Source organism: Stenotrophomonas sp. CFBP8980, assembly GCF_034046095.1.
GTDB lineage: Bacteria > Pseudomonadota > Gammaproteobacteria > Xanthomonadales > Xanthomonadaceae > Stenotrophomonas > Stenotrophomonas lacuserhaii.
The window spans coordinates 133839-158704 of record NZ_JAXCXF010000002.1 but is presented as its reverse complement, the minus strand read 5'-3'; the positions used below and the strand labels follow the sequence as shown (position 1 = coordinate 158704).

Genomic DNA, 24866 nt, shown 5'->3' with positions numbered 1-24866 from the left:
CATCGGCCACTAAAAAAAGGGCGCCCCTCCGGGCGCCCTTCCTGTTGCGGCCCAAACAGCCGGCTCAACGCCAGACGCGGATCTGTTCGGCGTCGGTACGCTGCATCGGCTGGCCCGGCTTGCAGGTGAAGCTGGCGCCGAAGGCCGGCAGGTTGGCCAGCGGGCCATTGGTGCGCCACTTGCCCGGTGCTTCGATGTCCATGCTGGCGCGTGCCGCTGCTTCGTTGGGCGACAGCTGCTGCGGCCACAGGGCGGCCCAGGCAGTGAAGAAGCCCTGCTGGTCGGCCGGCTTGGCGTTGGCTTCGACGGCGCGGTAGGCCTCCCAGGCAAGTTCCAGCCCGGCCAGGTCGGCCAGGTTGTTGTCCGCGGTGAGCGCGCCGTTGACCTTGGCACCCTTCACGCCCGGGAAATCGTAGGCGCTGTACTGCGTGGCCATGCGCGTGCCGAGCAGGGTCCAGGCGGTCTTGTCGGCCGGGGTCCACCAGCTGCGCAGTTCGCCGCGCGCGTCGATCAGCGCGCCCTTGGCGTCGATCGCACGGGTCAGCTCATGGCCGACCAGTGCGCCGTAGCTGCCAAACTTGTTGGCCGCATTGGACTGGGCGTTGAAGATCGGGCCCTGCAGGGCGGCGGCGGTGACGATCAGGCGGTTCTGCGCCAGGTCATACGCCAGCGACGGCTGCTGTGGCAGCACGTCCCAGCGACGGTCTGCGTTGCCGCGGCCGATGCGCTTCATTTCTTCGCGGTGGCGCCAAGTGGAAGCGATCAGCATGTTGCCGCCGAAGCTGCCACGACCCATCGGCTGCACGCTGTAATCCAGGTCGCGCAGCGGGGTGCCGATCTCGATCTTCAACGCGCCCAGCTTGGCTTCCGCTTCGGCCTTGGCTTCGGCGCTCAGCCAGGTGCTGCGCTTGACTGCTTCGATCTGCGTTTCGCGCAGCTTGTCGATGATCCAGGCCGCCTGGCGGCGGTCTTCGGCGCTCAGGTGCTTGGCGGCGTACTCGCGGCCGAGCATCGGGCCGGCGGCGACGTTGATCGCATCCAGCACCTGCTCCCAGCGCGGGGCGGGCAGGGTCTGTGCACGCAGCACACGGCCACGGAATTCGAACTCGGCGTCACGGTAGGCCTTGGACAGGTACGGTGCCATCGCATCGCCCACGCGCCAGCGCAGGTAGGCCTTCCACTGGTCCGGCTTGATCCGGGTGACCATGCCGTCCAACGCCTGGAACAGCGCGGCGTCGGACAGCGACACCAGGTCGTCGTTGACGCCCTGTACCTTCAGGAACGCGTCCAGCTGCAGGTTCTTGTAGCGGCCGTTGAGGTCGCGGGTGGAGATCGGCGCGTAGTTGCGGAACGGGTTGTTGAGGTCGGCCAGCGACTGCGCGTTGCGCGCCAGCTCGGTTTCCAGCGCGATCACCGAGGCGACTTCGGCATCCAGCTTGGCCGCAGGGGTGCCGGTCAGCGCCAGGATCTGCTTGACGTAGGCGCGGTAGCGGCCCATCACCGCGACGGTGTCGGCGTCGGTGCGGGTGTAGAAGGCCGGGTCCGGCAGGCCCATGCCGCCCTGCATGAAGTAGCCGATGTGCCGGTCCAGCGCCTTCAGGTCAACGTCCGGGCTGAAGTTGAACGCCACCGGGATACCGACCTGGTGCAGGGCGGCGATCGAAGCGGGGACATCCTTGGCGCGCTTGATCGCGTTGATGCGGGTCAGCAGCGGGGCGATCGGGTTGGAGCCATCGGCTTCCACCGCCGCTTCATCCAGGCCGCTGGCCCAGAAGTCGCCGAGCAGCTTCTGCACGTTGCCCTGCGGGCTGGCCATGGCGGCGTCCAGCAGTTCGCGCTGCTGCAGGCGGCTGCGCTCGACCAGTTGCCCCAGCGCGGTGGTGGCGCCGGTCTGCGGAACCGGGTTGGCCTTCAGCCAGGCGGCATTGGCCGCGTCGTGGAAATCGGTGCACTGGGCGCTGACGGCCGGCGCACGTGCGGCCTTCTTCTTGGCGGCGAGCGCATCGTGGGCGGGGACCAGCATGACCAGGCTGACGCCCAGGGAGATGGCAAGCGGACGAAGAGTGGGCATGTAGAGCAAATCCATGATGGATTAAGGGCGGGCGAACTATAGCAAGCCGGACATGTGCACGGCATGCACGCCAGCGCCGATCACCCCGCGGCCGGCATCGCCAACGAAAAGGCCCGGGTTTCCCCGGGCCTCGCTTTCAACGCGGCGTCAGCCGTGGCTTACCAGATCACGACCTTGGCATCGCCAGCGCGCGACATCGGCGAACCGGCCTTGCACTGGAACGCGGCGGCGAAGGTCGGCAGGTTCGACGGCGCGCCCATCGCACGGAACTGCGCCGGTGCGTGCGGATCGGTGGCCAGGCGGACCTTGGCGTTTTCCGGGGTGTACTTGGTGCGCCACACGGTGGCCCAGTTGAAGAAGAAGCGCTGGTCGCGGGTGAAGCCATCGACCTTCGGATCTTCCTTGCCGGCCGACGCCTTCTGCAGCGCATCGTAGGCGGTTGCGAGGCCGCCCAGGTCGGCAATGTTCTCGCCCAGGGTCAGGCTGCCATCGACGGCCTGGCCATCCACCTTGTACTCGTTGAACTGCTTGACCAGCTTGCCGGTCAGGCCGGAGAAGTTCTTGCTGTCCGCTTCGGTCCACCAGTTCTCGAAGTTGCCGGTCGGTCCGAAACGGCTGCCCTGGTCGTCGTAACCATGGGTCATCTCGTGGCCGATCACCGCACCGATGCCGCCGTAGTTCAGCGCGTCGTCGGCGTTGGGGTCGAAGAATGGCGGCTGCAGGATGGCGGCCGGGAACACGATCTCGTTCTGCAGCGGGTTGTAGTAGGCGTTGACGGTCTGCGGGGTCATGCCCCACTCGGTCTTGTCCACCGGCTGGCCGACCTTGGCCAGGTTGAACTTGTAGTTGAAGGCGTTGGCGGCGCGGACGTTGCCGAGGAAGCTGTCACGGCCGGTTTCCAGGCCGGACCAGTCACGCCACTTGTCCGGGTAGCCGATCTTCGGGGTGAAGGTTTCCCACTTGGCGATCGCCTTGGCCTTGGTCTCATCGCTCATCCAGGTCAGGCCCTGGATGCGCTCCTTGAGCGAATCGGCCAGGTTCTTCACCAGCGTTTCCATCTTCGCCTTGGCTTCCGGCGAGAAGGCGACCTTGACGTACAGCTGGCCGAACGCTTCGCCGGCACCGTTTTCGATGGTGCCCAGCACGCGCTTCCAACGCGGCTTCTGTTCCTTCTGGCCGTTGAGGGTCTTGCCGTAGAAGGCGTAGTTCTCATTGGCGAAGGCATCGCTCAGGTACGGCGATGCGCTGTCCACGGTGTGGAAGCGCAGGTAGGCGCGCCACACGGCCGGATCGGTATCACCCAGTGCCTTGCTGACTTCTTCATGGAAGGCGGGGATGGCCAGCGAGAACTTCTCCGGCGCGGCCACGCCCTGGCTCTTGAAGAACTCGGTCCAGCTGAAGTTCGGGGTCAGGGTATCGGCTTCGGCCAGGGTGACCGGGTGGTAATACAGCGAGACGTCGCGCGACAGTTCGACGCTGGACTTGGAGGCCTTGGCCAGGCGGGTTTCGAACTTGATCACCTCGGCCGCCTGGGTGGCGGCGTCGGCGGCCGGCACGCCGGCCAGCTCCAGCACCTTGGCCACGTGGGCCTGGTAGGCCTGCAGCTTGTCGGCCTTGGCCGCGTCGGTATAGAAGGTCTTGTCCGGCAGGCCCAGGCCGCCCTGGCTGGCGTACGCCATGTTCACGGCGGAATTCTTGAAGTCCGCTTCGGCGCCGAAGCCGAACAGCACGTTCTCGCCCTTGGCGGCGGTGTCACGCAGGTAGGCCGCGATGGCGGCCTTGTCGGACAGCGCGTCGATGGCGGCCAGGTCGGCCTTCAACGGCTCGATGCCCTGGGCGTTGATCTTGGCTTCGTCCATGCCGGTGGCCCACAGGTCACCGACCACCTTTTCGATGTGGTTCGGGTTCTTGACCTGCGCGACCTGCTCGGCCAGCTGGTGCTGGGCGGCGACCGAACGCTCGTCGAGGATGGTGAACGCGCCCCAGCTGGTACGGTCGGCCGGGATTTCATTGGCGGCCAGCCACTTGCTGTTGACGTAGTCGCCGAAGGCGGTGCACGCGTCCAGCGTGGTGTCCAGGTCGCTGGGCTGGAAGGCGTTGTACGCCGGCAGCTTGGCCTGGTCCAGGGTGTAGGTGTGGGCTTCGGTGGCGGCGGCCGGGGTGGAGGCGGCGCCTTCCTTGGCCGGGGTTTCGCTCTTGCCGCAGCCGACCAGCGCGGCCGAAACGGCCAGGGTCAGCAGGACGATCTTGGGAGTACGGGTCACTTTTGTATGGCCTCCAGGCCGCGTGATGTCTGGGAAGGTTCCCAGAGGACGATAGGCCGGACGATACGCCTCCGGCCCAGCCTGCAAGGGTGTCGAAGGTCATGCCGGGGCGCAAGGGGCTCCGGTGGACAGGCTCGGCAAACGCTGGGCGGCGCCCGCATCAAGCCGCCACGCCACGCAGGCCAGCAGCGGCACGTGACCCACCGGCTTGTATCATGGCAGCCGACCGTCTTTAAGATTCCGGAGCACCGCAGTGAACAACCCGCAACGCCGCCCCCACGCCAGCCAGGTCCAGAAAGGACTGAGCCCGCATGCGCGCATCCGCAACGTCGTCGCGGTGGGCTCGGGCAAGGGCGGGGTCGGCAAGAGCACCACCTCGGTGAACCTGGCGGTGGCCCTGCAGCAGCTGGGCGTGCGCGTGGGGCTGCTGGATGCGGACATCTACGGCCCGTCGGTGCCTGCGATGATGGGTCTGTCCGGCCGCCCGGAAAGCCCGGACAACAAGAGCATCGAGCCGCCGCGCGCGTTCGGCGTGGACACCATGTCGATCGGCTACCTGATCGAGGACGAGACGCCGATGATCTGGCGCGGGCCGATGGCGACCTCGGCGATGACCCAGTTCTTCAACGACACCTTGTGGGACGACCTGGACGTGCTGCTGATCGACCTGCCGCCCGGCACCGGCGACATCCAGCTGACCCTGACCCAGAAGATTCCGCTGGCCGGCGCGGTGATCGTCACCACGCCGCAGGACATCGCCACCCTGGATGCACGCAAGGCGCTGAAGATGTTCGAGAAGGTGGAAGTGCCGGTGCTGGGCATCGTGGAAAACATGGCCGTGCACACCTGCAGCAACTGCGGCCACGTGGAGCATCTGTTCGGCCACGGTGGCGGGGAAAAGATGGCGGCGCAGTACGGTGTGCCGCTGCTGGGATCGCTGCCGCTGCAGATCGACATCCGCGAGCAGGGCGACGCCGGTACCCCGATCACCGCCGCACAGCCCGAGTCCACCGCAGCACAGGCGTACCGGCAGGCCGCCAGCCGGCTGCTGGAGGAACTGGCCAAGCGTCCGCGCGCGTCCATCCCGATCCTGTCCTCGCTGCTCTGAGCGGGTCGGGCCTGTAGAATCAGCTCCCGGGCGCGCGCCCGTCCCTCCCAGCCAGGACTTAGCATGAGCATCAAGAGTGACCGTTGGATCCGCCGCATGTCCGAACAGCACGGCATGATCGAGCCGTTCGAAGCCGGGCAGGTGAAGCAGGCCAACGGCGAGCGCATCGTCAGCTATGGCACGTCCAGCTATGGCTACGACGTGCGTTGCTCGCGCGAGTTCAAGGTCTTCACCAACATCAATTCCACCATCGTGGACCCCAAGCACTTCGACCCGAAGAGCTTCGTCGACGTGGTGGGCGATGAGTGCATCATTCCGCCCAACAGCTTCGCGCTGGCGCGCACGGTGGAGTTCTTCCGCATCCCGCGCGATACGTTGGTGGTGTGCCTGGGCAAGAGCACCTACGCGCGTTGCGGCATCATCGTCAACGTGACCCCGCTGGAGCCGGAGTGGGAAGGCCACGTGACCCTGGAATTCAGCAACACCACGCCGCTGCCGGCGCGCATCTACGCCAACGAAGGCGTGGCCCAGATGCTGTTCTTCCAGGCCGACCAGGATGACATCTGCGAGACGTCGTACAAGGACCGTGGCGGCAAGTACCAGGGCCAGACCGGCGTCACCCTGCCGCGCACCTGATCATCCGTGGCGTGCCGGCCCGGTTGGACCGGCACCGCCGGGCCGTGGCTTACTTGCCGCGGCCGAACAGCATGCCGATGCCCACCGCCACCAGGCCGACCGGCCACCAGGTGGTGAGCAGGCGGGTGAAGTTCATGTTGGTCCAGCCGAGGTTGGTGGCGAGCATGAACAGCCCGACCAGGATCAGCAGGATGGCAGCGACTAGATTGAAACGCATCGGAGTCTGCGAACGCTCAAGGGTGGGGCGGATATCCTAGCTTGTCCTTCCAGTGTGCGACACGCCGTTGCAGTTCGTCGGCGTCATGCCGATGCGCCTGGCCACTGCCCCAGACCGGTCCGGGCCAGGCCGGGTCGCCTTCATGGCGGCCGATCACGTGGAAATGCAGCTGGCGCACGATGTTGCCCAGTGCGCCGATGTTGATCTTCTCCACCCCGTCTTCGGACTTCAGTGCCTTGGAGGTGCGGTTGAGTTCGGTGCGCAGCTTGTCCTGCTGCTCGCCGTCCAGTTCGATCCACTCGGTGACACCGCCCAGCCGCGGCACGATCACCAGCCACGGGAAACGTTCGTCGTTCATCAGCCTGATCTGGGACAGGGGGCCTTCGGCCACCAGCACGCTGTCATTGGCCAGGCGCGTATCCAGTTCAAAATCGCTCATCCAAGATGCTCCGTGAAGAAGTCCAGGGTGCGTTGCAGCGCCAGGGCGGCGCTGTCTGGATCATACGCATGTCCGACGTCGCGGTTGAAGCCATGGTCGGCCGGGTAGACGAAGGTCTCCATCTTCGGCAGCTTCTCGCGGTGGGCGGCGATGGCTTCCGGCGGGATGCTCTTGTCCAGCGCGCCGAAGTGGAACATCACCGGCGCCTTCGGTGTTTCATCCAGGAACTGCACGTTGCGCGCCCCGTAGTAGCTGACCGACGGCAGGCCCAGACGCAGCGCGGCGAGCAGGGCGATGCTGCCACCCCAGCAGTAGCCCACGGTGCCGACCTTGCCATGGCCGGCCAGCCGGGTAGCCGCGGCGCGGACCAGCACCAGCGACTTTTCCACGCCGATGGCGTTGACCGCATCCAGGCCTGCCTTGACCCCTTCGTTGTCGTAGGGGAGTTCGAGCGGCTTGCCCGCGTCGGCATCGTCGAGCAGGTCGAAGAAGGAGGGCGCCAGTACCGCATAGCCTTCGGCGGCGAAACGCTCGGCCACCGAGCGCATGTGTTCGTTGACTCCGAAGATTTCCTGGATGACCACCAGGCCGCCGCGCGGGGTGCCCTCCGGCAGCGCCTCCCAGGCCCGGGCCTTGCCGTGGTGGGTATCCAGGGTGATCCAGTTTCCCATGGTGTGACGCCTCTTCAGTGTGATTTCGACAGCATTATCCTCCTCTGGGACGTCAGCGCGGGGTCAGCTCAGCGGCATCCCAGGTGTTGTGGGTGCTTGCCCTGCGCCCTGAGGTCGGCAAGAAAGGCCTCGAATTTGGCCATCGCCGCCTGCAGGTTCGCCTCGACGTATTCCACGCGGCGGACCACGGGCTGGCCGTTCTCGTAAAGCCGATAGGAGCAGGTGTAATGGTTGTCAGCGGCGCGGGCGCCGGGCAGGCCGGCGGCCAGCAGCACGGCGGCCAGGCAGGTGGCGGCAAAGGGTTTCATCGGGGGCTCCTGTTGAATGGATGCCGGCACCGTGCCGGCCCGGCACGCGGGCGGTGTCTGTCGCGCGCCCGTCCATCCTGTGACTGTCTGGGCTGTCTGACCATGCGAAATGCTGTGGAATCCACGTAGGTGACTAGCGTGTCCTTGCCGTGGCCCACCTGTGGGCCGGGCAGGGTTCAGGGGCGCCCGGCGGGCCCGGTATACTTGTCCGATCCAGGCCCCCAGGCCACGCCCGGCCCAGGCCCCCAGAGTCCCGATCCATGTCCCAGCTGAACCCCAAAGTCGGCTTCGTCAGCCTTGGCTGTCCGAAGGCCCTCGTCGATTCCGAGCGCATCCTCACCCAGTTGCGGGTAGAGGGATACGACATCGTCCCGACCTACGACGCCGCCGACGTGGTGGTGGTCAACACCTGTGGCTTCATCGATTCGGCGGTGACCGAATCGCTGGATGCGATCGGCGAGGCGATGAACGCCAACGGCAAGGTGATCGTCACCGGCTGCCTGGGCAAGCGCCCGGAGCAGATCCGCGAGGCATACCCGGACGTGCTGGCCGTGTCCGGGCCGCAGGACTACCAGAGCGTGATGGAAGCGGTGCATGCGGCAATTCCGCCGCGTCACGACCCCTTCGTGGACCTGGTGCCGGACTACGGGGTCAAGCTGACCCCGCGCCATTACGCGTACCTGAAGATTTCCGAGGGCTGCAACCACAAGTGCAGTTTCTGCATCATTCCTTCGATGCGCGGCAAGCTGGTTTCGCGGCCGGTGGATGAGGTGCTGCGCGAAGCCGAACGCCTGGTGCGTGGCGGTGTGCGCGAACTGCTGGTGGTGTCCCAGGACACCTCCGCCTACGGCGTGGACGTCAAGTACGCCGAGCGCATGTGGCGCGACAAGGCCTACCAGACGCGGATGAAGTCGTTGTGCGAAGGTCTGTCCGAGCTGGATGCCTGGGTGCGGATGCACTACGTGTACCCGTATCCGCACGTGGACGAGATGGTGCCGCTGATGGCGGAAAACCGCATCCTGCCGTACCTGGACATTCCGTTCCAGCACGCCAGCCCGCGCATCCTGCGGCTGATGAAGCGTCCGGGTGCGGTGGAAAAAACCCTGGAGCGGGTGCAGAACTGGCGCCGCATCGCGCCGGACATCACCGTGCGCTCGACCTTCATCGTCGGCTTCCCCGGCGAAACCGAAACCGAATTCGAGGAACTGCTGTCGTTCCTGGACGAGGCACAGCTGGACCGTGTCGGTGCGTTCGCCTATTCGCCGGTGGAAGGCGCCACGGCCAACGACCTGCCCAACCCGGTGCCGGAAGAGGTGAAGCAGGAACGCCTGGCGCGTTTCATGGAAAAGCAGGCGCAGATTTCCGCCTCGCGGCTGGAAGCCAAGATCGGCACCGTGCAGCAGTGCCTGGTCGATGCGATCGAGGGTGACATCGCGGTGGCGCGTTCCAAGGCCGACGCACCGGAGATCGACGGGCTGGTGCATATCCAGAATGCCGATGAGGTGACCCTGCGGGTCGGCGATTTCGTCGACGTCGACATCACCGAAAGCGACGAGCACGATCTGTATGGCGACGCGTTGCCGCCGGCTGCCGTGCCTGCCGCACGCAAGGCGCTCGACCTGAAAATGCTGTGACCCAGGCAGACGCGCCGGATCCCGGGTGGGTGGCGACTGTTGGCCGTCACTCTGCGGAGTCCGGCGCGACCCGCCGCCGCTTCGTCGCGCCACCGCGCGAGGCGGTGGATGCGGCCCGCTTCGCGCATCCTCTGTTTGACGCACTGGCGCCGTTTACCCGGCTGCTGGCGGATACGGAGTGGCCTTCCATCGAAATGCTCAACGCCGTGCTGCCATTGCAGGACAAGCGGCTGGTCGAGCAGGACGCGACCTTGCTCGCCGATGGCTGGCACTATGAGCAGCGCATTGCCGAAACCGGCCAGATTGCCACGCGCGCCTGCAATTGGCACGACCTGTTCAACGCGCTGGTCTGGGCGCGCTACCCGTACATCAAGCGGGCGCTCAATACCCGCCAGTGCGTGCATATCCAGCAGATGGGCCCACACGCCCGCAACCGCACGCAGGCCGCGCTGACCCAGTTCGACGAGTCCGGCGTGATCGTGCGGGTGCGTGACGCGCGCCTGCTGGCGGCGTGGGATGCGCACGAGTGGCAGGCGCTGTTCGTGCAGGGGGCAGGGCAGTGGGCGAGCGGGGACATCGGCGTGGCAGCGGTGATCGGCCACGCGCTGATGGAGCAGGCACTGCTGCCGACGCGACTGCTGGTAGGCAAATGCCTGGTGGTGCAGGGCGAGGATGACGCTGCCTCCATCGCGGCCGTGGCGCGTGCGCTGGACGAGGGTGCGGTGCTGCAGGATCCGCTGGAGTTGCGGCCATTGCCGCTGGCCGGCATCCCGGGCTGGCACCCGGCGCAGGACGCCGGGTTGTACGAACAGACGGCGTATTTCCGTCCGTTGCGGGCCGGGCGCGGGTATCCGCCGCCGCTGTAGGTCAAGGGTTCCCCGCGCGCGTCCCGCGCGTTCTGGTAGCGCCGAGCCATGCTCGGCGGCTTTTGGGGTGGCCGCGCTATGCGCTCGCCGAGCGTGGCTCGGCGCTACCGGTCCTGCGTTCCGGCGCCGTACCGCACGGACAGGATCGCGAAGCCATGCCGGCCGCCGGGCAGTTCGACCTCGAACTCATCGTCTACGCGCTTCTTCAACAGCGCCCGTGCCAGCGGGGAGTCAATGCTGATCCAGCCGGTGGCGGCATCGGTTTCGTCCGGCCCGACGATGCGGTAACGGCTGATCTCCGCCGTGTCCACATTCTCCAATTCCACCCACGCGCCGAAGAACACCGCCTGCGGGTCGCTCGGTTCGCCATCGACCACGCGCAGCGCCTCCAGCCGCTTGCTGAGGTAGCGCACGCGGCGGTCGATCTCGCCCAGCTGCTTCTTGCGGTAGGTGTACTCGGCATTCTCCGAGCGGTCACCTTCGGCCGCCGCCGCGGCCAGCGCCTTCACCACTTCCGGGCGGCGCGCGCGCCACAGGTCCTCCAGCTCGGCTTTCAGCCGTGCATGGCCGCCGGAGGTGATCAGCGCGGTGCTCTTTTCTGCGGGGGGACGCCAACGCGACATCTACTGCTCTCTACGCAACTGCAATGCGACAGCTTACGGGCCTTCAGCGCTTTCCGCCGAAGATGCCACCGAGGATCCCGCGCACGATCTGGTTGCCCAGCCTGGTGCCCACCGTGCGCGTGGTCTGCTTGGCCATGGTTTCGATCATGCCCTGGCGTCGCTTGGTGCCGAAGATCGCATCCTTGATCGTCTGGCCGAAACCGCCGTCGTGCGCGTCGTCCTGCTCGCGCGTGCGCGCCTTGGGGGTGGCGGCCTGCTCGACGCTCTTCTGCGCGCGCTGGGCCAGCAGTTCGGCCGCCGATTCACGGTTGATGGCGGTGTCGTAGCGGCTGCCGACCGGGCTGCCGGCACGCACCTGCGTACGTTCGGCGTCGGTGACCGGCCCCATCCGGCAGCGTGGCGGGGCGATCAGGGTCTGCTGCACCGGCATCGGGATGCCTTTGTCCTGAAGGGTGGACACCAGCGCTTCGCCGGTGCCCAGCGAGGACAGCACGCGTGCCACGTCCAGCTTGGGGTTCGGCACGAAGGTTTCGGCAGCGGTCTTCACCGCCTTCTGGTCGCGCGGGGTGAAAGCGCGCAGCGCATGCTGCACGCGGTTGCCCAACTGGCCGAGGATGTTGGATGGCACGTCATCAGGGAACTGCGAGCAGAAGTACACGCCCACGCCCTTGGAACGGATCAGCCGCACCACCTGTTCGATGCGCTGCACCAGGGCAGGGGGCGCATCGTTGAACAGCAGGTGGGCCTCGTCGAAGATGAAGACCAGCTTGGGTTTTTCCAGGTCGCCCACTTCCGGCAGGGTTTCAAACAGCTCCGACAGCAGCCACAGCAGGAAGGTCGAATAAAGCTTCGGCTTCAGCACCAGCTGGTCGGCGGCGAGGATGCCGATGACCCCGCGGCCATCGTGGTTGACCCGCATGATGTCGGCCAGTTCCAGTGCCGGCTCGCCGAAGAACGCTTCGCCGCCATCCTGCGACAGCCGCAGCAGGGCACGCTGGATCGCCGCCACCGACTGCGCACTGACCAGTCCGTATTCGGTTGAAATGTCCTTGCGCTCTTCGGCCACCAGCCCCAGCAGCGCACGCAGGTCGTCCAGGTCCAGCAGCAACAGGCCACGGTCGTCGGCCAGTTTGAACACGATGTCCATCACCCCGGCCTGGGTGTCGCTGAGTTCCAGGATGCGGGTGAGCAGGGTGGGTCCCATCTCGCTGACGGTGGTGCGCACCGGATGGCCCAGCTTGCCGTACAGGTCCCAGAAGATCGCCGGACTGGCGGCCGGCGCGTAGTCGGCCACGCCTATCTGCGCGGCGCGCTGCAGCAGCGTATCGCCGCCGGCGCCGGCCACGGCCAGGCCGGACACATCGCCCTTCACGTCGGCCAGGAACACCGGCACGCCGATCCGCGAGAAACCTTCGGCCAGCGTCATCAGGGTCACGGTCTTGCCGGTACCGGTGGCGCCGGCCACCAGGCCGTGGCGATTGCCGAGCTTCGGCAACAGGGTGACCGCTACGTCGTCGGTGATGCCCTTGCCGAGCAGAATCGGGTCCATGGTCCATCCCTTGTGATGAATGCGCGCAATGTTAACCGGCTGCACGGTGCGGGCCATCTCCGGGTTGCCCGGATCGTGGCGGCACCGCTACTCTGCCTGCCTGATTCGCACACAGTGCCAAAAATGCCCGTTCCTGTCCTGCTTGTTCGTGGATTGCCCGTCCTGGCCCTCGCCAGCCTGCTGCTGGCCGTCCCCGACGCCCATGCGCAACGTGTTTCCAACCGTGACCGGGCCAAGGCCGAAGCGCTGCAGCAGCGCATGGGCGTGGCCGAGAAGCGCTATACCGACGCGCTGCTGCGCGTGGCCAATGCCGATCCCAAGGGCGCCGCCGAGGCTGATGCCGCGCTGGAAGACATGGAAGACGTGCTGAGCGAGTGCGTGGTACAGAAGGGCTGCCAGATGAGCACCCTGCTGGCCACCTACAAGCGCCTGCTCAAGCGCGACGCCGACGCCGAGGGCCAAGACAGCGTCGCCGACGAAGCCGGTGACACCCTGCAGGCCGATCCGGACCACATCGGGCCGTTGGCGGCCGACGTGCCCGAAGCGGCGCGCGCGGCGGCGCTGCTCAATGACAAGCGCCACGCCTTCGACAGCATGGTGGAGTACAACCCGGCCATCCAGGCGGGTATCCGGCGCTGGCTGACCGATATGCGTCCGGCCCTGCTGACCAGCTACGAGAATTACCAGAACGTGCGCGCGGTGATGTGGCCGGAATGGGAGAAGCGCGGCCTGCCCGAAGCGCTGTTGTTCGGCATCATGGCCAAGGAGTCCAATGGCCGCGTGCACGCCTCTTCGCGTGCCGGCGCTGCCGGCCTGATGCAGTTCATGCCGGCCACCGGCCGGCGGTTCGGGCTGGGTCCGGATGGCACCGGCTTCGACACCCGCTTCGATGCGCGCAGCGCAGCCGAAGCCAGTGCGACGTACCTCAACGAGCGCATGCGCCAGCTCAACAACAACATCGAACTGTCGCTGGCCGGTTACAACGGCGGCGAAGGGCGCGCGCTGCGCGTGTTCCGGCAGAACGCTGGACAGAGCTTCTGGGTGGACAGCGTCTACAACGAGTTCCCCGCCGAGACCAAGGACTACGTGCCGATGGTCATTGCCGCAGCCTGGATTTTCCTGCATCCGCAGCAGTACGGCGTGGAGTTCCCGAAGGTCAACGCGCAGCCGGCGACGGTGCGCCTGGCCAAGTCCACCACGATCTATGAGCTGACCATCTGCCTGGGCAGCCAGGGTACGCGCGATGGCTACATGCGCACGCTGCGCAACCTCAACCCGCGTTACGAAGCGGACGGCTGGATTCCGGCCGGCACGCTGATCAACGCGACCACCCGCATCGCCGGCCTGTACACGCGCAACTGCGTGAGTGGCCCGCGCGCCGATCTGGCACGTACCTTGATCACGGCCGATCTGAACGCGGCGATCGTTCGCCCGAGCGCAGCCAGCTTCACCGGCAGCGTGGCGGTGGGCGGGGTGGTGCCGGTGGCCGCAGCGGAAGCCAGCGTGGTGGGCACCGCCCCGACCGCGCCGGTAGTGACGCCACGTCCCGCTGCGCCGCGCGCGCAGCCAGTGCGTTCGCACAAGGTGGGCCGGGGTGAAACCCTGGGCCGGATCGCGGCGAAGTTCAGCTGCGATGTGCCAACCCTGGCCCGCGCCAATGGCCTGAAGGCCCCGGCCTACAGCCTGCGCCAGGGCCAGACACTGAAGCTGCAGGGCTGCGGCAACTGACCAACCCGGTAGTGACGGCCGCTGGCCGTCATGGGGTTCCGCTGCCGTGGTGGGTGACGACCGTTGGTCGTCACGCGGCTGGATCCCGCCGAGCATGGCTCGGCGCTACCGATTCACCGGGGGGTAGTGACGGCCGCTGGCCGTCATGTTGTTCCGCTGCCGTGGTGGGTGACGACCGCTGGTCGTCACGCTTGTGGATCTATTGCAGGTCGCGCAGGTTCAGGCGGCGCAGCGTTGGATTCTTCCACGCGGTGATGCCCGCCACGCTCAATACCGCAAAACCGCCCAGCACCACCGCCGGCACCAGCCCCAGCCACCTGGCCATCGTGCCGGCATAGAACGCGCCGAGTTCGTTGGACGAACTGATGAAGATGCCGTTGATCGACGACACCCGGCCGCGCATTTCTTCCGGCGTGGCCAGCTGCAGGATGGTCGAACGCACCACCACCGACACGCCGTCGAACGCACCGTAGAACAGCAGGATCAGCGCCGACAGCCAGAAGTGGTGCGACAGCCCGAAGCCGATCACGCACAGCCCGAAGCCGGCCACCGCGAACAACAGCACGCGGCCGGCATGCTTCTGCAGCGGGTGGCGGGCCAGCCACAGGCCGACCGCGATGGACCCCAGCGCAGGCGCTGCACGCAGAATGCCCAGCCCTTCGGGCCCGTAATGCAGGATCTCCTGCAGGAACGCAGGCAGCATCGCCACCACGCCACCCAGCAGCACCGAGAACATGTCCAGCGCCATCGCCCCGACCATGATCCGGTTGCCGATCACGAAGCGCGCGCCTTCGGCGATGCTGCGGAAGATCGGCGCGGCCGGGCCGGTGTGCACCGGTTCGCTGACTTTCAGCGTGGCCAGGCAGGCCATCGCCATCAACGCAAAGCCAGTCGCAGCGCCGTAGGCCACGCCCTTTCCGCCCCAGCCTACCAGTACGCCGCCCAGCGCCGGCCCCACCACCATGCCGGCCTGGAAGAACACGCTGCCCAGGCCTGCGCCGCGGGCAAACTGATGCCGCTCCAGCACCCGTGCGAACAGCGCGTTGTAGATCGGCGACAGGAAGGCGCGGACCATGCCGGTCAGCGCGATGGCGGCATAGATCGGCCACACACCGTGGAACGGCAGCCAGCCCAGCGCCACCGCGCACAACACCAGTGCGGTCGCCACCAGTCCGGCGCAGGCCACCATGCCCAGCCGGCGTCGCGGCAGATGGTCGACCAGATAGCCGGCAAACGGGGCCACGCAGAAGAACGGCAGCACTTCGGCCAACCCGACCAGGCCCAGCGAAAACGGATTGCGGGTCACTTCATAGATGTGCCAGCCCACCGTGACCGCAACCACCTGGTAGGACAGCATCGCGAAGATGCGGTAGGCCAGCAGCTGGCTGAAGCCCGGCCGCGCCAGCAGGGTGCGCGCGGTCTCTTCGGTGGGGGCCGGGAGGCTCACGGGCGCGTGGAGTGCAGCTGGGCCTGCGCGGTTTCGCGGATGAAGGCCAGCATCGCGGCCACGCCGTTGCTGCGGGTGGGCGACAGGTGCCGCGACAGGCCGATGTCCTGGATGTAGCTGGGTTCGGTGTCGATGATCTCCTGTGCGGAGCGCCCGGAGTACACGCGCAGGGCCAGGAAGATCAGCCCGGACACGATCGCCGAGTCACTGACCGCACGGAAGTGCAGGGCATCGGCATTGCCCTCCGGCACGATCCAGACCATCGACTGGCAACCCAGCAGGCGGTGCTCCTCGGTCTTCCATTCTTCCGGGAAGACCGGCAGCTTGCGGCCCAGGTCGATCAGGTACTGGTAGCGCTCGGACCAGTCGCCGAAGAAGGAGAACTCCTCGGCGATGGTGGTCTGGGCCTCGGCGGCGGTAGGTTCAAGCGGGAACGGGGAATCGGTCATTTCATTCTTCATCTGGCGGGGTGCGGCCGGCCGGGATGGGGCCGGCACGAGGGCGATCAGGCGCGCTTGCGCACCCAGCGCACGCCCTGCGCGGTGTCTTCCAGCACGATGCCTTCGGCGGCCAGCTGGTCGCGGATGGCGTCGGAGCGGGCGAAATCACGGTCCTGTTTGGCAGCGGCGCGCTCGTCGATCAGGGCCTGGATGCGGGCATCGTCGTCGCTGCTGCCGCCAGCGGTTCCGAACCATGCGGCGGGATCCTGCTGCAGCAGGCCCAGCGCCAGGCCGGCGCCCAGCAGGTCCTGCTTCAGCTGGGCGCGCTCGGTGGGATCGGTGGCCTTGCGTGCTTCACCGGCGATGCGGGCCAGTTCGGCCAGCGCCAGCGGTGTGTTGAGGTCATCGTCCAGCGCGGCTTCGACCACGGCCGGGATGCGTGCAGCAGCCGGCAGGTTGGCGAGGTCGCGCAGGGTGCCGTACAGGCGGTCCAGGGTGCGCCCGGCCTGCTCGATCACCGCATCGGACCAGTCCAGTGGCTGGCGGTAATGCGCCGAAAGCAGGGCCAGGCGGAGGGCTTCGGGCGGATGCTTCTGGACCAGGTCGTGCACGCGCTCGATGTTGCCCAGCGACTTGCTCATCTTGGCGCCGCCGAAGTTCAGCATGCCGTTGTGCAGCCAGAACCGCGCGAAGACCTCACCGCCGTGGGCGCACTCGCTCTGCGCGATTTCGTTCTCATGGTGCGGGAACTGCAGGTCCACGCCACCGGCGTGGATGTCGATGGTCGGGCCCAGGTGGGCGGCGGCCATGGCCGAGCATTCGATGTGCCAGCCAGGGCGGCCACGGCCCCACGGCGAGTCCCAGCCGGGCAGATCGTCGCTGGAGGGCTTCCACAGCACGAAATCGCCGGCTGCGCGTTTGTACGGGGCCACTTCGACGCGGGCGCCGGCCAGCATTTCCTCAGGATCACGGCGGGAGAGCTTGCCGTAGCCGTCGAAGGTGTCCACGGCGAACAGCACGTGGCCTTCGGCGGCGTAGGCATGTCCGCTGCCGATCAGCCGGGCGATCATCTCGATGATCTGCGGCATGTGCGCGGTGACTTCCGGTTCGATGTCCGGCGGCACCACGCCGAGGGCGGCCATGTCCTCGCGGTAGGCGGCGGCGAACCGGTCGGTGATGGTGCTGATCGGGACGCCCTGCTCGCGCGCGGCGGTGTTGATCTTGTCATCCACGTCGGTGATGTTGCGGGCGTAGCGCAGGGTGCCGAAGCGACGGCGCAGCAGGTCGGCCAGCACCCCGAACACCACCGGGCCGCGCGCGTTGCCGATGTGCACGTAGTTGTAGACCGTGGGGCCGCACACATACAGGGTCGGACAGGCCGGATCGAGCGGAGTGAACGTTTCCAGCTGGCGTGTCAGGTTGTTGTGCAGGCGCAGGGTCATGGTGGGGGCGCTGGGGGACAAGCCGTCGATTCTAGCGCTGCAGGGGCTCCCGGGGTACCGCGCGGGGTCATCCGGGCACGCCATGGGCTGGCCCCCTGCGGCGCGGACGGGTAATGTTCAGCCCCTTGGCGTCCGTGCTGCCTACACTATCGATGTGCCCTCGAACCCGTTGCCGATGAGATACCTCTTCCTTCCCGCACTGGCTGCCTGCCTGCTGGCCGGCCCTGCCATGGCCCAATCGGAAGAGGCCGAGCCGCGCAACCGGGTGGTGATCGTGGAGAACATCAAGCTGGATTACGCCCAGGTGCTCAACGTCGAGCCGGTGTTCCAGATCCTGCGTGCCACCCGCACCGAAGAGCATTGTGAACCGGTCACCACGCGCAACCTGCCGCCGGTCAACGTTACCGGTGAAGAGCCGGTGGAAGAGAAGGGCCGCTTCGGGCGCCTGTGGGATTCGGTGCGATCGATCTTCAAGCCCGGCGAAGAGGGCAGTGACGAGGTGGCCGCCGTGCCGGCCGGGGCCCAGCCCAGCAACGCGCCGATCCTGACCCGGGACTGCCGCATCGTGCCGGTCGGTCGCGAGTTCCGCCGGCCCATCGCCTATGACGTGGATTATGTCTACAAGGGCACCAAGTACCGCTCGCGGCTGCCGGAAGACCCCGGCAACCGGCTGAAGATCCGCGTCTCGATCACCCCGTGGGTCGGAGCCGAGCAGGGCTCGCCGGCAAATCCCTGACGCCGGCTCTTGCACCGCACCATCGGCCATGCCACCATGGGCGGAAATGAACGCCACCGACTTCCAGCACGACTCCAGCGCCGCCCGCCAGGCCAGCAGCATGACCTCGCGTGCCCGCCGACCGGAATCCCACATTTCCGCTGGGTGACCGGAGCTTCGTGCTGTCTGTTCGGTAAAAAACCCAGCCCCCCGGCTGGGTTTTTTCGTTTCCGGGTTCTGAAAAGTTGCATCCGCACCCATTCCACACCGCAAGGATCGATTGATGTCCCTCACGCACTTCCTGAACACCCAGGACTGGAGCCGCAGCGAACTCGATGCGCTGTTGACCCAGGCCGCGCTGTTCAAGCGCAACAAGCTCGGCGACCAGCTGAAAGGCAAATCGATCGCGCTGGTGTTCTTCAACCCGTCCATGCGCACCCGCACCAGCTTCGAACTGGGTGCTTTCCAGCTTGGTGCCCACGCGGTGGTGCTGCAGCCGGGCAAGGATGCATGGCCGATCGAGTTCAACCTCGGCACCGTGATGGATGGCGATACCGAAGAACACATCGCCGAAGTGGCCCAGGTGCTCGGCCGCTACTGCGACATGATCGCGGTGCGTGCCTTCCCGAAGTTCGTGGACTGGTCGGTCGACCGCGAAGACACCGTGCTGAAGAGCTTTGCCAAGTATTCGCCGGTGCCGGTCATCAACATGGAAACCATCACCCATCCGTGCCAGGAACTGGCCCACGCGATGGCGCTGCAGGAGCACTTCGGCACCCAGGACCTGCGTGGCAAGAAGTACGTGCTGACCTGGACCTACCATCCCAAGCCGCTCAACACCGCGGTGGCCAACTCCGCCCTGACCATCGCCACCCGCATGGGCATGGACGTGACCCTGCTGTGCCCGACCCCGGATTACATCCTGGACGAGCGCTACATGGGCTGGGCCGAGCAGAACGTGGCCGAGAACGGCGGCTCGCTGCAGGTCAGCCATGACATCGAAAGCGCCTACACCGGTGCCGACGTGGTGTACGCCAAGAGCTGGGGCGCGCTGCCGTTCTTCGGCAACTGGGAACCGGAAAAGCCGATCCGCGACCAGTACAAGCACTTCATCGTGGACGAGCAGAAGATGGCGCTGACCAACAACGGGGTCTTCAGCCATTGCCTGCCGCTGCGTCGCAACGTCAAGGCCACCGATGCGGTGATGGATTCGCCGCAGTGCATCGCCATCAACGAGGCCGAGAACCGGCTGCACGTGCAGAAGGCCATCATGGCCGCGCTGGCCGGCCGCTGATTTCTTTCTGATTCGAACATTCCGCCGGGCATCACCTGGCGCTACCAGGACCTTACCCCCATGAGCAACAAAGACGTCGTCCTCGCCTTCTCCGGCGGCCTTGATACCAGCTTCTGCGTGCCCTACCTGCAGGAGCGCGGCTACAACGTGCACACCGTGTTCGCCGACACCGGCGGCGTGGATGACGAAGAGCGCGACTTCATCGAAAAGCGCGCCGCCGAGCTGGGTGTCACCAGCCATGTCACCGTCGATGGTGGTCCTGCGATCTGGGAAGGTTTCGTCAAGCCGTTCGTCTGGGCCGGTGAAGGCTACCAGGGCCAGTACCCGCTGCTGGTGTCGGACCGTTACCTGATCGTCGATGCTGCGCTCAAGCGCGCCGCCGAACTGGGTACCAACATCATCGCGCATGGCTGCACCGGCATGGGCAACGACCAGGTGCGTTTCGACCTGGCGGTGAAGGCGCTGGGCGACTACCAGATCATCGCCCCGATCCGCGAAATCCAGAAAGAACACACCCAGACCCGCGCTTACGAGCAGAAGTACCTGGAAGAGCGCGGCTTCGGCGTGCGCGCCAAGCAGCAGGCCTACACCATCAACGAGAACCTGCTGGGCCTGACCATGTCCGGCGGTGAGATCGACCGTTGGGAAGCGCCGGGCGAAGGCGCCCGCGGCTGGTGCGCACCGCGCAGCGAGTGGCCGGAGCAGGCCCTCACCGTCACCCTGAAGTTCGTCGACGGCGTTGCCGTGGCGCTGGACGGCAAGGCACTGCCGGGCGAGAAGATCCTGGCCACGCTCAACAAGCTGTTCGCCCCCTATGGCGTGGGCCGTGGCGTGTACACCGGCGACACCGTGATCGGCCTGAAGGGCCGCATCGTGTTCGAAGCGCCGGGGCTGGTGTCGCTGCTGGCCGCGCACCGTGCGCTGGAAGATGCGGTGCTGACCAAGCAGCAGAACCGCTTCAAGCCGGACGTGGCGCGCAAGTGGGTGGAGCTGGTGTACGAAGGCTTCTACCACGATCCGCTGAAGACCGACCTCGAGGCGTTCCTGAAGTCCTCGCAGTCCAAGGTCAACGGTGAAGTCGTGCTGGAGACCCGTGGCGGCCGCGTCGATGCGGTGGCCGTGCGTTCGCCGCACCTGCTCAACACCAAGGGCGCCACCTATGCGCAGTCGGCCGACTGGGGCGTGGAAGAGGCCGAAGGTTTCATCAAGCTGTTCGGGATGAGCTCCACCCTTTATGCGCAGGTAAATCGCGGCTGATTGCCGCTGAGGGACCTGCCGGCCGTTGGCCAGCAGGTCTTGCTGACATCGTTGCCGGCCAGCGGCCGGCACTACCGGGATCGTTGATTCATGTTGGAACAGACGCTTCATCACCTGCAGGCGCTGGTGTCTTTCGATACCCGCAATCCGCCGCGTGCGATCACCACGGGGGGAATCTTCGATTACCTGCGCGACAACCTGCCCGGCTTCCAGGTGGAGGTGATCGACCATGGTGACGGGGCGGTCAGCCTGCATGCGGTGCGTGGTACGCCGAAGTATCTGTTCAACGTGCACCTGGATACCGTGCCGGACTCGCCCCACTGGAGCGCGGATCCGCATGTGATGCGCCGCCTGGACGACCGCGTGGTCGGGCTGGGCGTGTGTGACATCAAGGGCGCGGCCGCGGCGCTGGTGGCTGCCGCCAATGCCAGCGAAGGTGATGCGGCATTCCTGTTTTCCAGCGACGAAGAAGCCAACGATCCGCGCTGCATTGCCGCCTTCCTGGCCCGTGGCCTGCCCTACGAGGCGGTGCTGGTGGCCGAGCCGACCATGAGCGAGGCGGTGCTGGCCCACCGTGGCATCAGCTCGGTGCTGATGCAGTTCGCAGGCCGCGCCGGCCACGCGTCGGGCAAGCAGGATGCGGCCGCCAGCGCGTTGCACCAGGCGATGCGCTGGGGCAACCGCGCGCTGGACCATGTGGAATCGTTGTCCTCGGCACGCTTCGGCGGGCTGACCGGGCTGCGTTTCAACATCGGCCGCGTGGAGGGCGGAATCAAGGCCAACATGATCGCGCCAGCGGCCGAGCTGCGCTTTGGTTTCCGTCCGCTGCCGTCGATGGACATCGATGCGCTGCTGGCCACTTTCGCCGGCCTGGCCGAGCCGGAAGCGGCGCTGTTCACCGAAACCTTCCGTGGCCCCAGCCTCCCGGCCGGGGACATCGCCGATGCCGAGAACCGGCGCCTTGCCGCGCGTGACGTGGCCGATGCGCTGGACCTGCCGATCGGCAACGCGGTGGATTTCTGGACCGAAGCCTCGCTGTTCTCCGCCGGTGGCTACACCACGCTGGTGTTCGGCCCGGGCGACATCGCCCAGGCCCATACCGCCGATGAGTTCGTGACGCTGGAACAACTGCAGCGCTATACCGACGCCGTGCACCGGATCATCAGCGCCGGCGCGTGACCCCCCAATGCCGTCGTGCCCCGGCACGGCGGAACTGCAACGCGGCCCCCGCCGCCTGTGATGAAACCGAAATGTCCCCAGCCCTCCAGCCTCATCGCCAGACCCGCCAGACCATCGTGCGCCTGCTTTCCAGCATGGCCAGCGCGAAGGAAATCAGCCAGTACCTCAAGCGTTTTTCGCAGCTCGACGCCAAACGCTTCGCGGTGGTGAAAGTGGGCGGGGCGGTGCTGCGCGATGACCTGGAGGCGCTGACGTCCTCGCTGTCGTTCCTGCAGGAAGTCGGGCTGACCCCGATCGTGCTGCACGGTGCCGGCCCGCAGCTGGACACCGAGCTGGCCGCTGCCGGCATCGAGAAGCAGACCATCAACGGCCTGCGGGTGACCTCGCCGGAAGCGCTGGCGATCGTGCGCCAGGTCTTCCAGCAGTCCAACCTGCGGCTGGTGGAAGCGCTGCAGCAGAACGGTGCGCGTGCCACGTCCATCACCGGTGGCGTGTTCGAAGCCGAGTACATGGACCAGGCCACCTATGGATTGGTCGGCGAAGTGAAGAAGGTCAACCTGGCGCCGATCGAAGCCAGCCTGCGCGCCGGCTCGATCCCGGTCATCACCAGCCTGGGCGAAACCCGCAGCGGGCAGATCCTCAACGTCAACGCCGACTTCGCCGCCAACGAACTGGTACAGGAGCTGCAGCCGTACAAGATCATCTTCCTGACCGGCACCGGCGGGCTGCTGGACGAGGAGGGCAAGGTGATCGACTCGATCAACCTGTCCACCGAGTACGAACACCTGATGAGCCAGCCGTGGATCCACGGCGGCATGAAGGTGAAGATCGAGCAGATCAAATCGCTGCTGGACCGCCTGCCGCTGGAGTCCTCGGTGTCGATCACCCGGCCGGCCGACCTGGCCAAGGAACTGTTCACCCACAAGGGCTCGGGCACGCTGGTGCGCAAGGGCGAACGCGTGCTGCGCGCGACCGCATGGGAGGAACTGGACCTGCCGCGCCTGCGCGGGCTGATCGAATCCAGTTTCGGCCGCGTGCTGGTGCCGGATTACTTCGACAAGACCCGTCTGCTGCGCGCGTATGTCAGCGAAAACTACCGCACCGCGGTGATCCTCACCGACGAAGCGGAAGGCGTGTACCTGGATAAATTCGCGGTGCTCGACGACGCACAGGGCGAGGGCCTGGGCCGGGCGGTGTGGAACGTGATGCTGGACGAGACCCCGCAGCTGTTCTGGCGCTCGCGCAACGGCAACCCGATCAACCACTTCTACTACGCCGAATCCGATGGCTGCTACAAACAGGGCACGTGGAAGACCTTCTGGTTCGGTGCTGATGGCTTTGACCGCATCAAGGCCTACGTCGACCATTGCGCGCAGCGTTCGCCGAGCCTGCTCGGATGAGCACGGTCACCGGGTGGACCGCTGCGCCGACGCTGTCAGGCCGCCATGTCTCGCTTGAACCGCTTCAGGCCGCACACGTGCCGGGCCTGCAGCGCGCCGTGGAAGGCACCGGGCTGGACCAGCTGTGGTTCACCCAGGTGCCATCGGTCGCGGGCGTGGCTGACTATGTCGAGGCGGCGCTGCAGGCGCAGGGCGAAGGCAAGGTGCTGCCGATGGTGATCCGTGATGCAAGCGGAGAGATCGTCGGTACCACGCGCTATTACGGACTGGATGCCAGCGTACCCAGGCTGAGCATCGGTTACACCTGGTATGCACCACGCGTGCAGCGCAGCGGGGTCAATACCGAGGCCGAACTGCTGTTGCTGCGGCATGCCTTCGAAACGCTCGGCTGCCTGGCCGTGGTGTTTGAAACCAGCTGGTTCAACCATGCCTCGCGCACGGCCATCGCGCGCCTTGGCGCCAAGCAGGACGGCGTGCTGCGCAACCATACCCGGCATCCCGACGGTACGCCGCGCGATACCGTCGTTTTCTCCATCATCGATACGGAATGGGCGGCGGTGAAACGCCACCTGCAGTTCCGCCTGGATACCCACGCATGAATGAAACAACCTTCACCCTGGGCATCGTCGGCGCCCGCGGCCACACCGGTGCGGAGCTGATCAAGCTGGTGGCCGCGCATCCGCGCCTGCAGCTGGCTTTCGTGTCCTCGCGCGAGCGCGCTGGGCAGCGGCTGGCCGGGCACCACCCGGAAATCACCGGCGAGCTGCAGTACGAAAACCTGGACGCCGATGCGGTCGCCGCCAAGGGTGTGGACGCGGTGATCCTGGCGCTGCCCAATGGCCTGGCTGCACCGTTCGTCGCCGCGCTGCAAGCCGCCAAGCCGGACACGGTCATCGTGGACCTGTCTGCTGACTACCGCTTCGAGGGAAGCTGGTACTACGGCCTGCCCGAGCTGACCCGCGGCAACTACAACGGTGAGAAGCACATCAGCAACCCGGGGTGTTATGCCACCGCGATGCAGCTGGCGATCCACCCGCTGCTGGACCTGCTGGCCGGTCCGCCGCAGTGCTTCGGTGTTTCCGGTTATTCCGGCGCCGGCACCACGCCTTCGGACAAGAACAATCCGGAACTGCTGGCCGACAACCTGATGCCGTACGCATTGACCAACCACGTCCACGAACGCGAGGTGTCCGCGCACCTGCGCGTGCCCGTGGAGTTCATGCCGCACGTGGCGCCGCACTTCCGCGGTATCACCATGACGGTCAATATCTGGCTCAACCAGGCCCAGACCCGCGAACAGATCGCCGCGCGCTTCACCGATGCCTATGCTGGTGAGCCGCTGATCGAAGTGGTCGACGAAGCGCCGTGGGTGAGCCGCATCGCCGGCCGCCACGGCGTGCAGGTCGGCGGATTCACCGTGGCGCCGGGCGGCAAGCGGGTGGTGGTGGTGACCACGCTGGACAACCTGTTGAAGGGCGCAGCCACCCAGGCCATGCAGAACCTCAACCTCGCCCTGGGCATCGACGAACTCACTTCGATCCCGCACTGATTGAATCAACGGGCGGCCCACGCCGCCGA

Annotated in this window: 23 protein-coding genes; 12 read left to right on the top strand and 11 right to left on the bottom strand. The window is 66.6% G+C overall.

Annotation, left to right across the window (positions count from 1 at the left end; all coding sequences use genetic code 11):
- Positions 1-64: 64 nt before the first annotated feature.
- Together SOM47_RS06745 and SOM47_RS06740 are read right to left on the bottom strand one after the other, a co-directional pair.
- Entirely contained in the window at positions 65-2071 is a 2007-nt protein-coding gene (locus tag SOM47_RS06745) for a M13 family metallopeptidase (protein WP_320505145.1), read from the bottom strand.
- Between the two features lie 158 nt (positions 2072-2229).
- Positions 2230-4335 (bottom strand): M13 family metallopeptidase, encoded by a 2106-nt coding sequence (locus tag SOM47_RS06740; protein WP_101100678.1) that lies wholly within the window; start codon positions 4333-4335, stop codon positions 2230-2232.
- Between the two features lie 253 nt (positions 4336-4588).
- Between SOM47_RS06740 and apbC the strand changes: the two genes are divergently transcribed.
- On the top strand, positions 4589-5443 hold the full coding sequence (gene apbC / locus SOM47_RS06735) for an iron-sulfur cluster carrier protein ApbC (protein ID WP_042614082.1): 855 nt from the start codon (positions 4589-4591) through the stop codon (positions 5441-5443).
- A 63-nt stretch (positions 5444-5506) separates the two neighbouring features.
- The gene (gene dcd / locus SOM47_RS06730; protein ID WP_042614081.1) at positions 5507-6079 is read left to right on the top strand and encodes a dCTP deaminase; all 573 of its coding nucleotides are present in this window, start codon (positions 5507-5509) and stop codon (positions 6077-6079) included.
- A gap of 49 nt (positions 6080-6128) precedes the next feature.
- On the opposite strand, the gene SOM47_RS06725 is transcribed toward dcd, so the two are convergent.
- The 4 genes from SOM47_RS06725 to SOM47_RS06710 all read right to left on the bottom strand — a co-directional run bounded on the left by SOM47_RS06725 (position 6129) and on the right by SOM47_RS06710 (position 7714).
- Positions 6129-6296 carry a LiaI-LiaF-like domain-containing protein gene (locus SOM47_RS06725; protein ID WP_042614080.1) on the bottom strand — a complete coding sequence of 56 codons (168 nt, stop codon included), beginning with the start codon at positions 6294-6296 and terminating at the stop codon, positions 6129-6131.
- A 16-nt stretch (positions 6297-6312) separates the two neighbouring features.
- Positions 6313-6735: an HIT domain-containing protein gene (locus SOM47_RS06720; RefSeq protein ID WP_042614079.1), complete on the bottom strand. Its 423-nt coding sequence runs from the start codon at positions 6733-6735 to the stop codon at positions 6313-6315.
- Positions 6732-7406, bottom strand: a complete 675-nt coding sequence (locus tag SOM47_RS06715) for a dienelactone hydrolase family protein (protein WP_042614078.1) — start codon at positions 7404-7406, stop codon at positions 6732-6734. Before SOM47_RS06715 ends, SOM47_RS06720 begins: the two co-directional genes overlap by 4 nt.
- Before the next feature lie 68 nt (positions 7407-7474).
- The gene (locus SOM47_RS06710) at positions 7475-7714 is read right to left on the bottom strand and encodes a hypothetical protein (RefSeq protein ID WP_042614077.1); all 240 of its coding nucleotides are present in this window, start codon (positions 7712-7714) and stop codon (positions 7475-7477) included.
- A 260-nt stretch (positions 7715-7974) separates the two neighbouring features.
- On the opposite strand from SOM47_RS06710, the gene rimO reads away from it, so the two are divergent.
- Positions 7975-9348, top strand: a complete 1374-nt coding sequence (gene rimO, locus SOM47_RS06705) for a 30S ribosomal protein S12 methylthiotransferase RimO (RefSeq protein ID WP_320505144.1) — start codon at positions 7975-7977, stop codon at positions 9346-9348.
- Between the two features lie 29 nt (positions 9349-9377).
- On the top strand, positions 9378-10214 hold the full coding sequence (locus SOM47_RS06700) for a DUF3025 domain-containing protein (protein ID WP_320505143.1): 837 nt from the start codon (positions 9378-9380) through the stop codon (positions 10212-10214).
- Between the two features lie 104 nt (positions 10215-10318).
- Here the strand turns inward: SOM47_RS06700 and greB are convergent, their stop codons facing one another.
- Positions 10319-10837, bottom strand: a complete 519-nt coding sequence (gene greB / locus SOM47_RS06695) for a transcription elongation factor GreB (RefSeq protein WP_042614075.1) — start codon at positions 10835-10837, stop codon at positions 10319-10321.
- Between the two features lie 43 nt (positions 10838-10880).
- On the bottom strand, positions 10881-12386 hold the full coding sequence (locus SOM47_RS06690; RefSeq protein WP_192083263.1) for a helicase HerA-like domain-containing protein: 1506 nt from the start codon (positions 12384-12386) through the stop codon (positions 10881-10883).
- 123 nt (positions 12387-12509) lie between these two features.
- Here SOM47_RS06690 and SOM47_RS06685 point away from each other — a divergent pair, with 123 nt between their 5' ends.
- On the top strand, positions 12510-14114 hold the full coding sequence (locus SOM47_RS06685) for a transglycosylase SLT domain-containing protein (protein ID WP_320505142.1): 1605 nt from the start codon (positions 12510-12512) through the stop codon (positions 14112-14114).
- A gap of 199 nt (positions 14115-14313) precedes the next feature.
- On the opposite strand, the gene SOM47_RS06680 is transcribed toward SOM47_RS06685, so the two are convergent.
- The 3 genes from SOM47_RS06680 to cysS are packed head-to-tail and all read right to left on the bottom strand — an operon-like array spanning position 14314 to position 17443.
- Positions 14314-15561 (bottom strand): MFS transporter, encoded by a 1248-nt coding sequence (locus SOM47_RS06680; protein WP_320505141.1) that lies wholly within the window; start codon positions 15559-15561, stop codon positions 14314-14316.
- On the bottom strand, positions 15558-16010 hold the full coding sequence (locus SOM47_RS06675) for a SufE family protein (RefSeq protein WP_192083266.1): 453 nt from the start codon (positions 16008-16010) through the stop codon (positions 15558-15560). Before SOM47_RS06675 ends, SOM47_RS06680 begins: the two co-directional genes overlap by 4 nt.
- Before the next feature lie 56 nt (positions 16011-16066).
- Complete coding sequence (cysS, locus tag SOM47_RS06670) at positions 16067-17443, bottom strand: cysteine--tRNA ligase (protein ID WP_320505316.1); 1377 nt, start codon at positions 17441-17443, stop codon at positions 16067-16069.
- Between the two features lie 175 nt (positions 17444-17618).
- On the opposite strand from cysS, the gene SOM47_RS06665 reads away from it, so the two are divergent.
- The 7 genes from SOM47_RS06665 to argC all read left to right on the top strand — a co-directional run bounded on the left by SOM47_RS06665 (position 17619) and on the right by argC (position 24837).
- Positions 17619-18179: a hypothetical protein gene (locus tag SOM47_RS06665; protein ID WP_320505140.1), complete on the top strand. Its 561-nt coding sequence runs from the start codon at positions 17619-17621 to the stop codon at positions 18177-18179.
- Between the two features lie 262 nt (positions 18180-18441).
- On the top strand, positions 18442-19452 hold the full coding sequence (locus SOM47_RS06660) for an N-acetylornithine carbamoyltransferase (protein WP_320505139.1): 1011 nt from the start codon (positions 18442-18444) through the stop codon (positions 19450-19452).
- A 60-nt stretch (positions 19453-19512) separates the two neighbouring features.
- On the top strand, positions 19513-20709 hold the full coding sequence (locus SOM47_RS06655; RefSeq protein WP_320505138.1) for an argininosuccinate synthase: 1197 nt from the start codon (positions 19513-19515) through the stop codon (positions 20707-20709).
- A gap of 90 nt (positions 20710-20799) precedes the next feature.
- On the top strand, positions 20800-21888 hold the full coding sequence (locus tag SOM47_RS06650) for an acetylornithine deacetylase (protein ID WP_320505137.1): 1089 nt from the start codon (positions 20800-20802) through the stop codon (positions 21886-21888).
- Positions 21889-21959: 71 nt separating this feature from the next.
- Positions 21960-23288, top strand: a complete 1329-nt coding sequence (locus SOM47_RS06645; RefSeq protein ID WP_320505136.1) for an acetylglutamate kinase — start codon at positions 21960-21962, stop codon at positions 23286-23288.
- A complete protein-coding gene (locus SOM47_RS06640) occupies positions 23285-23887 on the top strand; it encodes a GNAT family N-acetyltransferase (RefSeq protein ID WP_320505135.1) in 603 nt (200 codons plus the stop codon). Before SOM47_RS06645 ends, SOM47_RS06640 begins: the two co-directional genes overlap by 4 nt.
- Positions 23884-24837 carry an N-acetyl-gamma-glutamyl-phosphate reductase gene (gene argC, locus SOM47_RS06635; protein WP_042614063.1) on the top strand — a complete coding sequence of 318 codons (954 nt, stop codon included), beginning with the start codon at positions 23884-23886 and terminating at the stop codon, positions 24835-24837. The genes SOM47_RS06640 and argC overlap by 4 nt, the downstream gene beginning before the upstream one ends.
- Positions 24838-24866: the final 29 nt, after the last annotated feature.

Bases quoted from the DNA above. Each gene is read 5' to 3' on its own strand.
- greB (WP_042614075.1), bottom strand. From the start codon at position 10,837: ATGTCGCGTTGGCGTCCCCCCGCAGAAAAGAGCACCGCGCTGATCACC.
- SOM47_RS06745 (WP_320505145.1), bottom strand. From the start codon at position 2,071: ATGCCCACTCTTCGTCCGCTTGCCATCTCCCTGGGCGTCAGCCTGGTC.
- SOM47_RS06690 (WP_192083263.1), bottom strand. From the start codon at position 12,386: ATGGACCCGATTCTGCTCGGCAAGGGCATCACCGACGACGTAGCGGTC.
- SOM47_RS06675 (WP_192083266.1), bottom strand. From the start codon at position 16,010: ATGACCGATTCCCCGTTCCCGCTTGAACCTACCGCCGCCGAGGCCCAG.
- SOM47_RS06725 (WP_042614080.1), bottom strand. From the start codon at position 6,296: ATGCGTTTCAATCTAGTCGCTGCCATCCTGCTGATCCTGGTCGGGCTG.
- SOM47_RS06640 (WP_320505135.1), top strand. From the start codon at position 23,285: ATGAGCACGGTCACCGGGTGGACCGCTGCGCCGACGCTGTCAGGCCGC.
- SOM47_RS06665 (WP_320505140.1), top strand. From the start codon at position 17,619: ATGAGATACCTCTTCCTTCCCGCACTGGCTGCCTGCCTGCTGGCCGGC.
- SOM47_RS06660 (WP_320505139.1), top strand. From the start codon at position 18,442: ATGTCCCTCACGCACTTCCTGAACACCCAGGACTGGAGCCGCAGCGAA.
- dcd (WP_042614081.1), top strand. From the start codon at position 5,507: ATGAGCATCAAGAGTGACCGTTGGATCCGCCGCATGTCCGAACAGCAC.
- argC (WP_042614063.1), top strand. From the start codon at position 23,884: ATGAATGAAACAACCTTCACCCTGGGCATCGTCGGCGCCCGCGGCCAC.
- SOM47_RS06710 (WP_042614077.1), bottom strand. From the start codon at position 7,714: ATGAAACCCTTTGCCGCCACCTGCCTGGCCGCCGTGCTGCTGGCCGCC.
- SOM47_RS06650 (WP_320505137.1), top strand. From the start codon at position 20,800: ATGTTGGAACAGACGCTTCATCACCTGCAGGCGCTGGTGTCTTTCGAT.
- SOM47_RS06655 (WP_320505138.1), top strand. From the start codon at position 19,513: ATGAGCAACAAAGACGTCGTCCTCGCCTTCTCCGGCGGCCTTGATACC.
- SOM47_RS06720 (WP_042614079.1), bottom strand. From the start codon at position 6,735: ATGAGCGATTTTGAACTGGATACGCGCCTGGCCAATGACAGCGTGCTG.
- SOM47_RS06715 (WP_042614078.1), bottom strand. From the start codon at position 7,406: ATGGGAAACTGGATCACCCTGGATACCCACCACGGCAAGGCCCGGGCC.
- SOM47_RS06685 (WP_320505142.1), top strand. From the start codon at position 12,510: ATGCCCGTTCCTGTCCTGCTTGTTCGTGGATTGCCCGTCCTGGCCCTC.
- rimO (WP_320505144.1), top strand. From the start codon at position 7,975: ATGTCCCAGCTGAACCCCAAAGTCGGCTTCGTCAGCCTTGGCTGTCCG.
- SOM47_RS06645 (WP_320505136.1), top strand. From the start codon at position 21,960: ATGTCCCCAGCCCTCCAGCCTCATCGCCAGACCCGCCAGACCATCGTG.
- cysS (WP_320505316.1), bottom strand. From the start codon at position 17,443: ATGACCCTGCGCCTGCACAACAACCTGACACGCCAGCTGGAAACGTTC.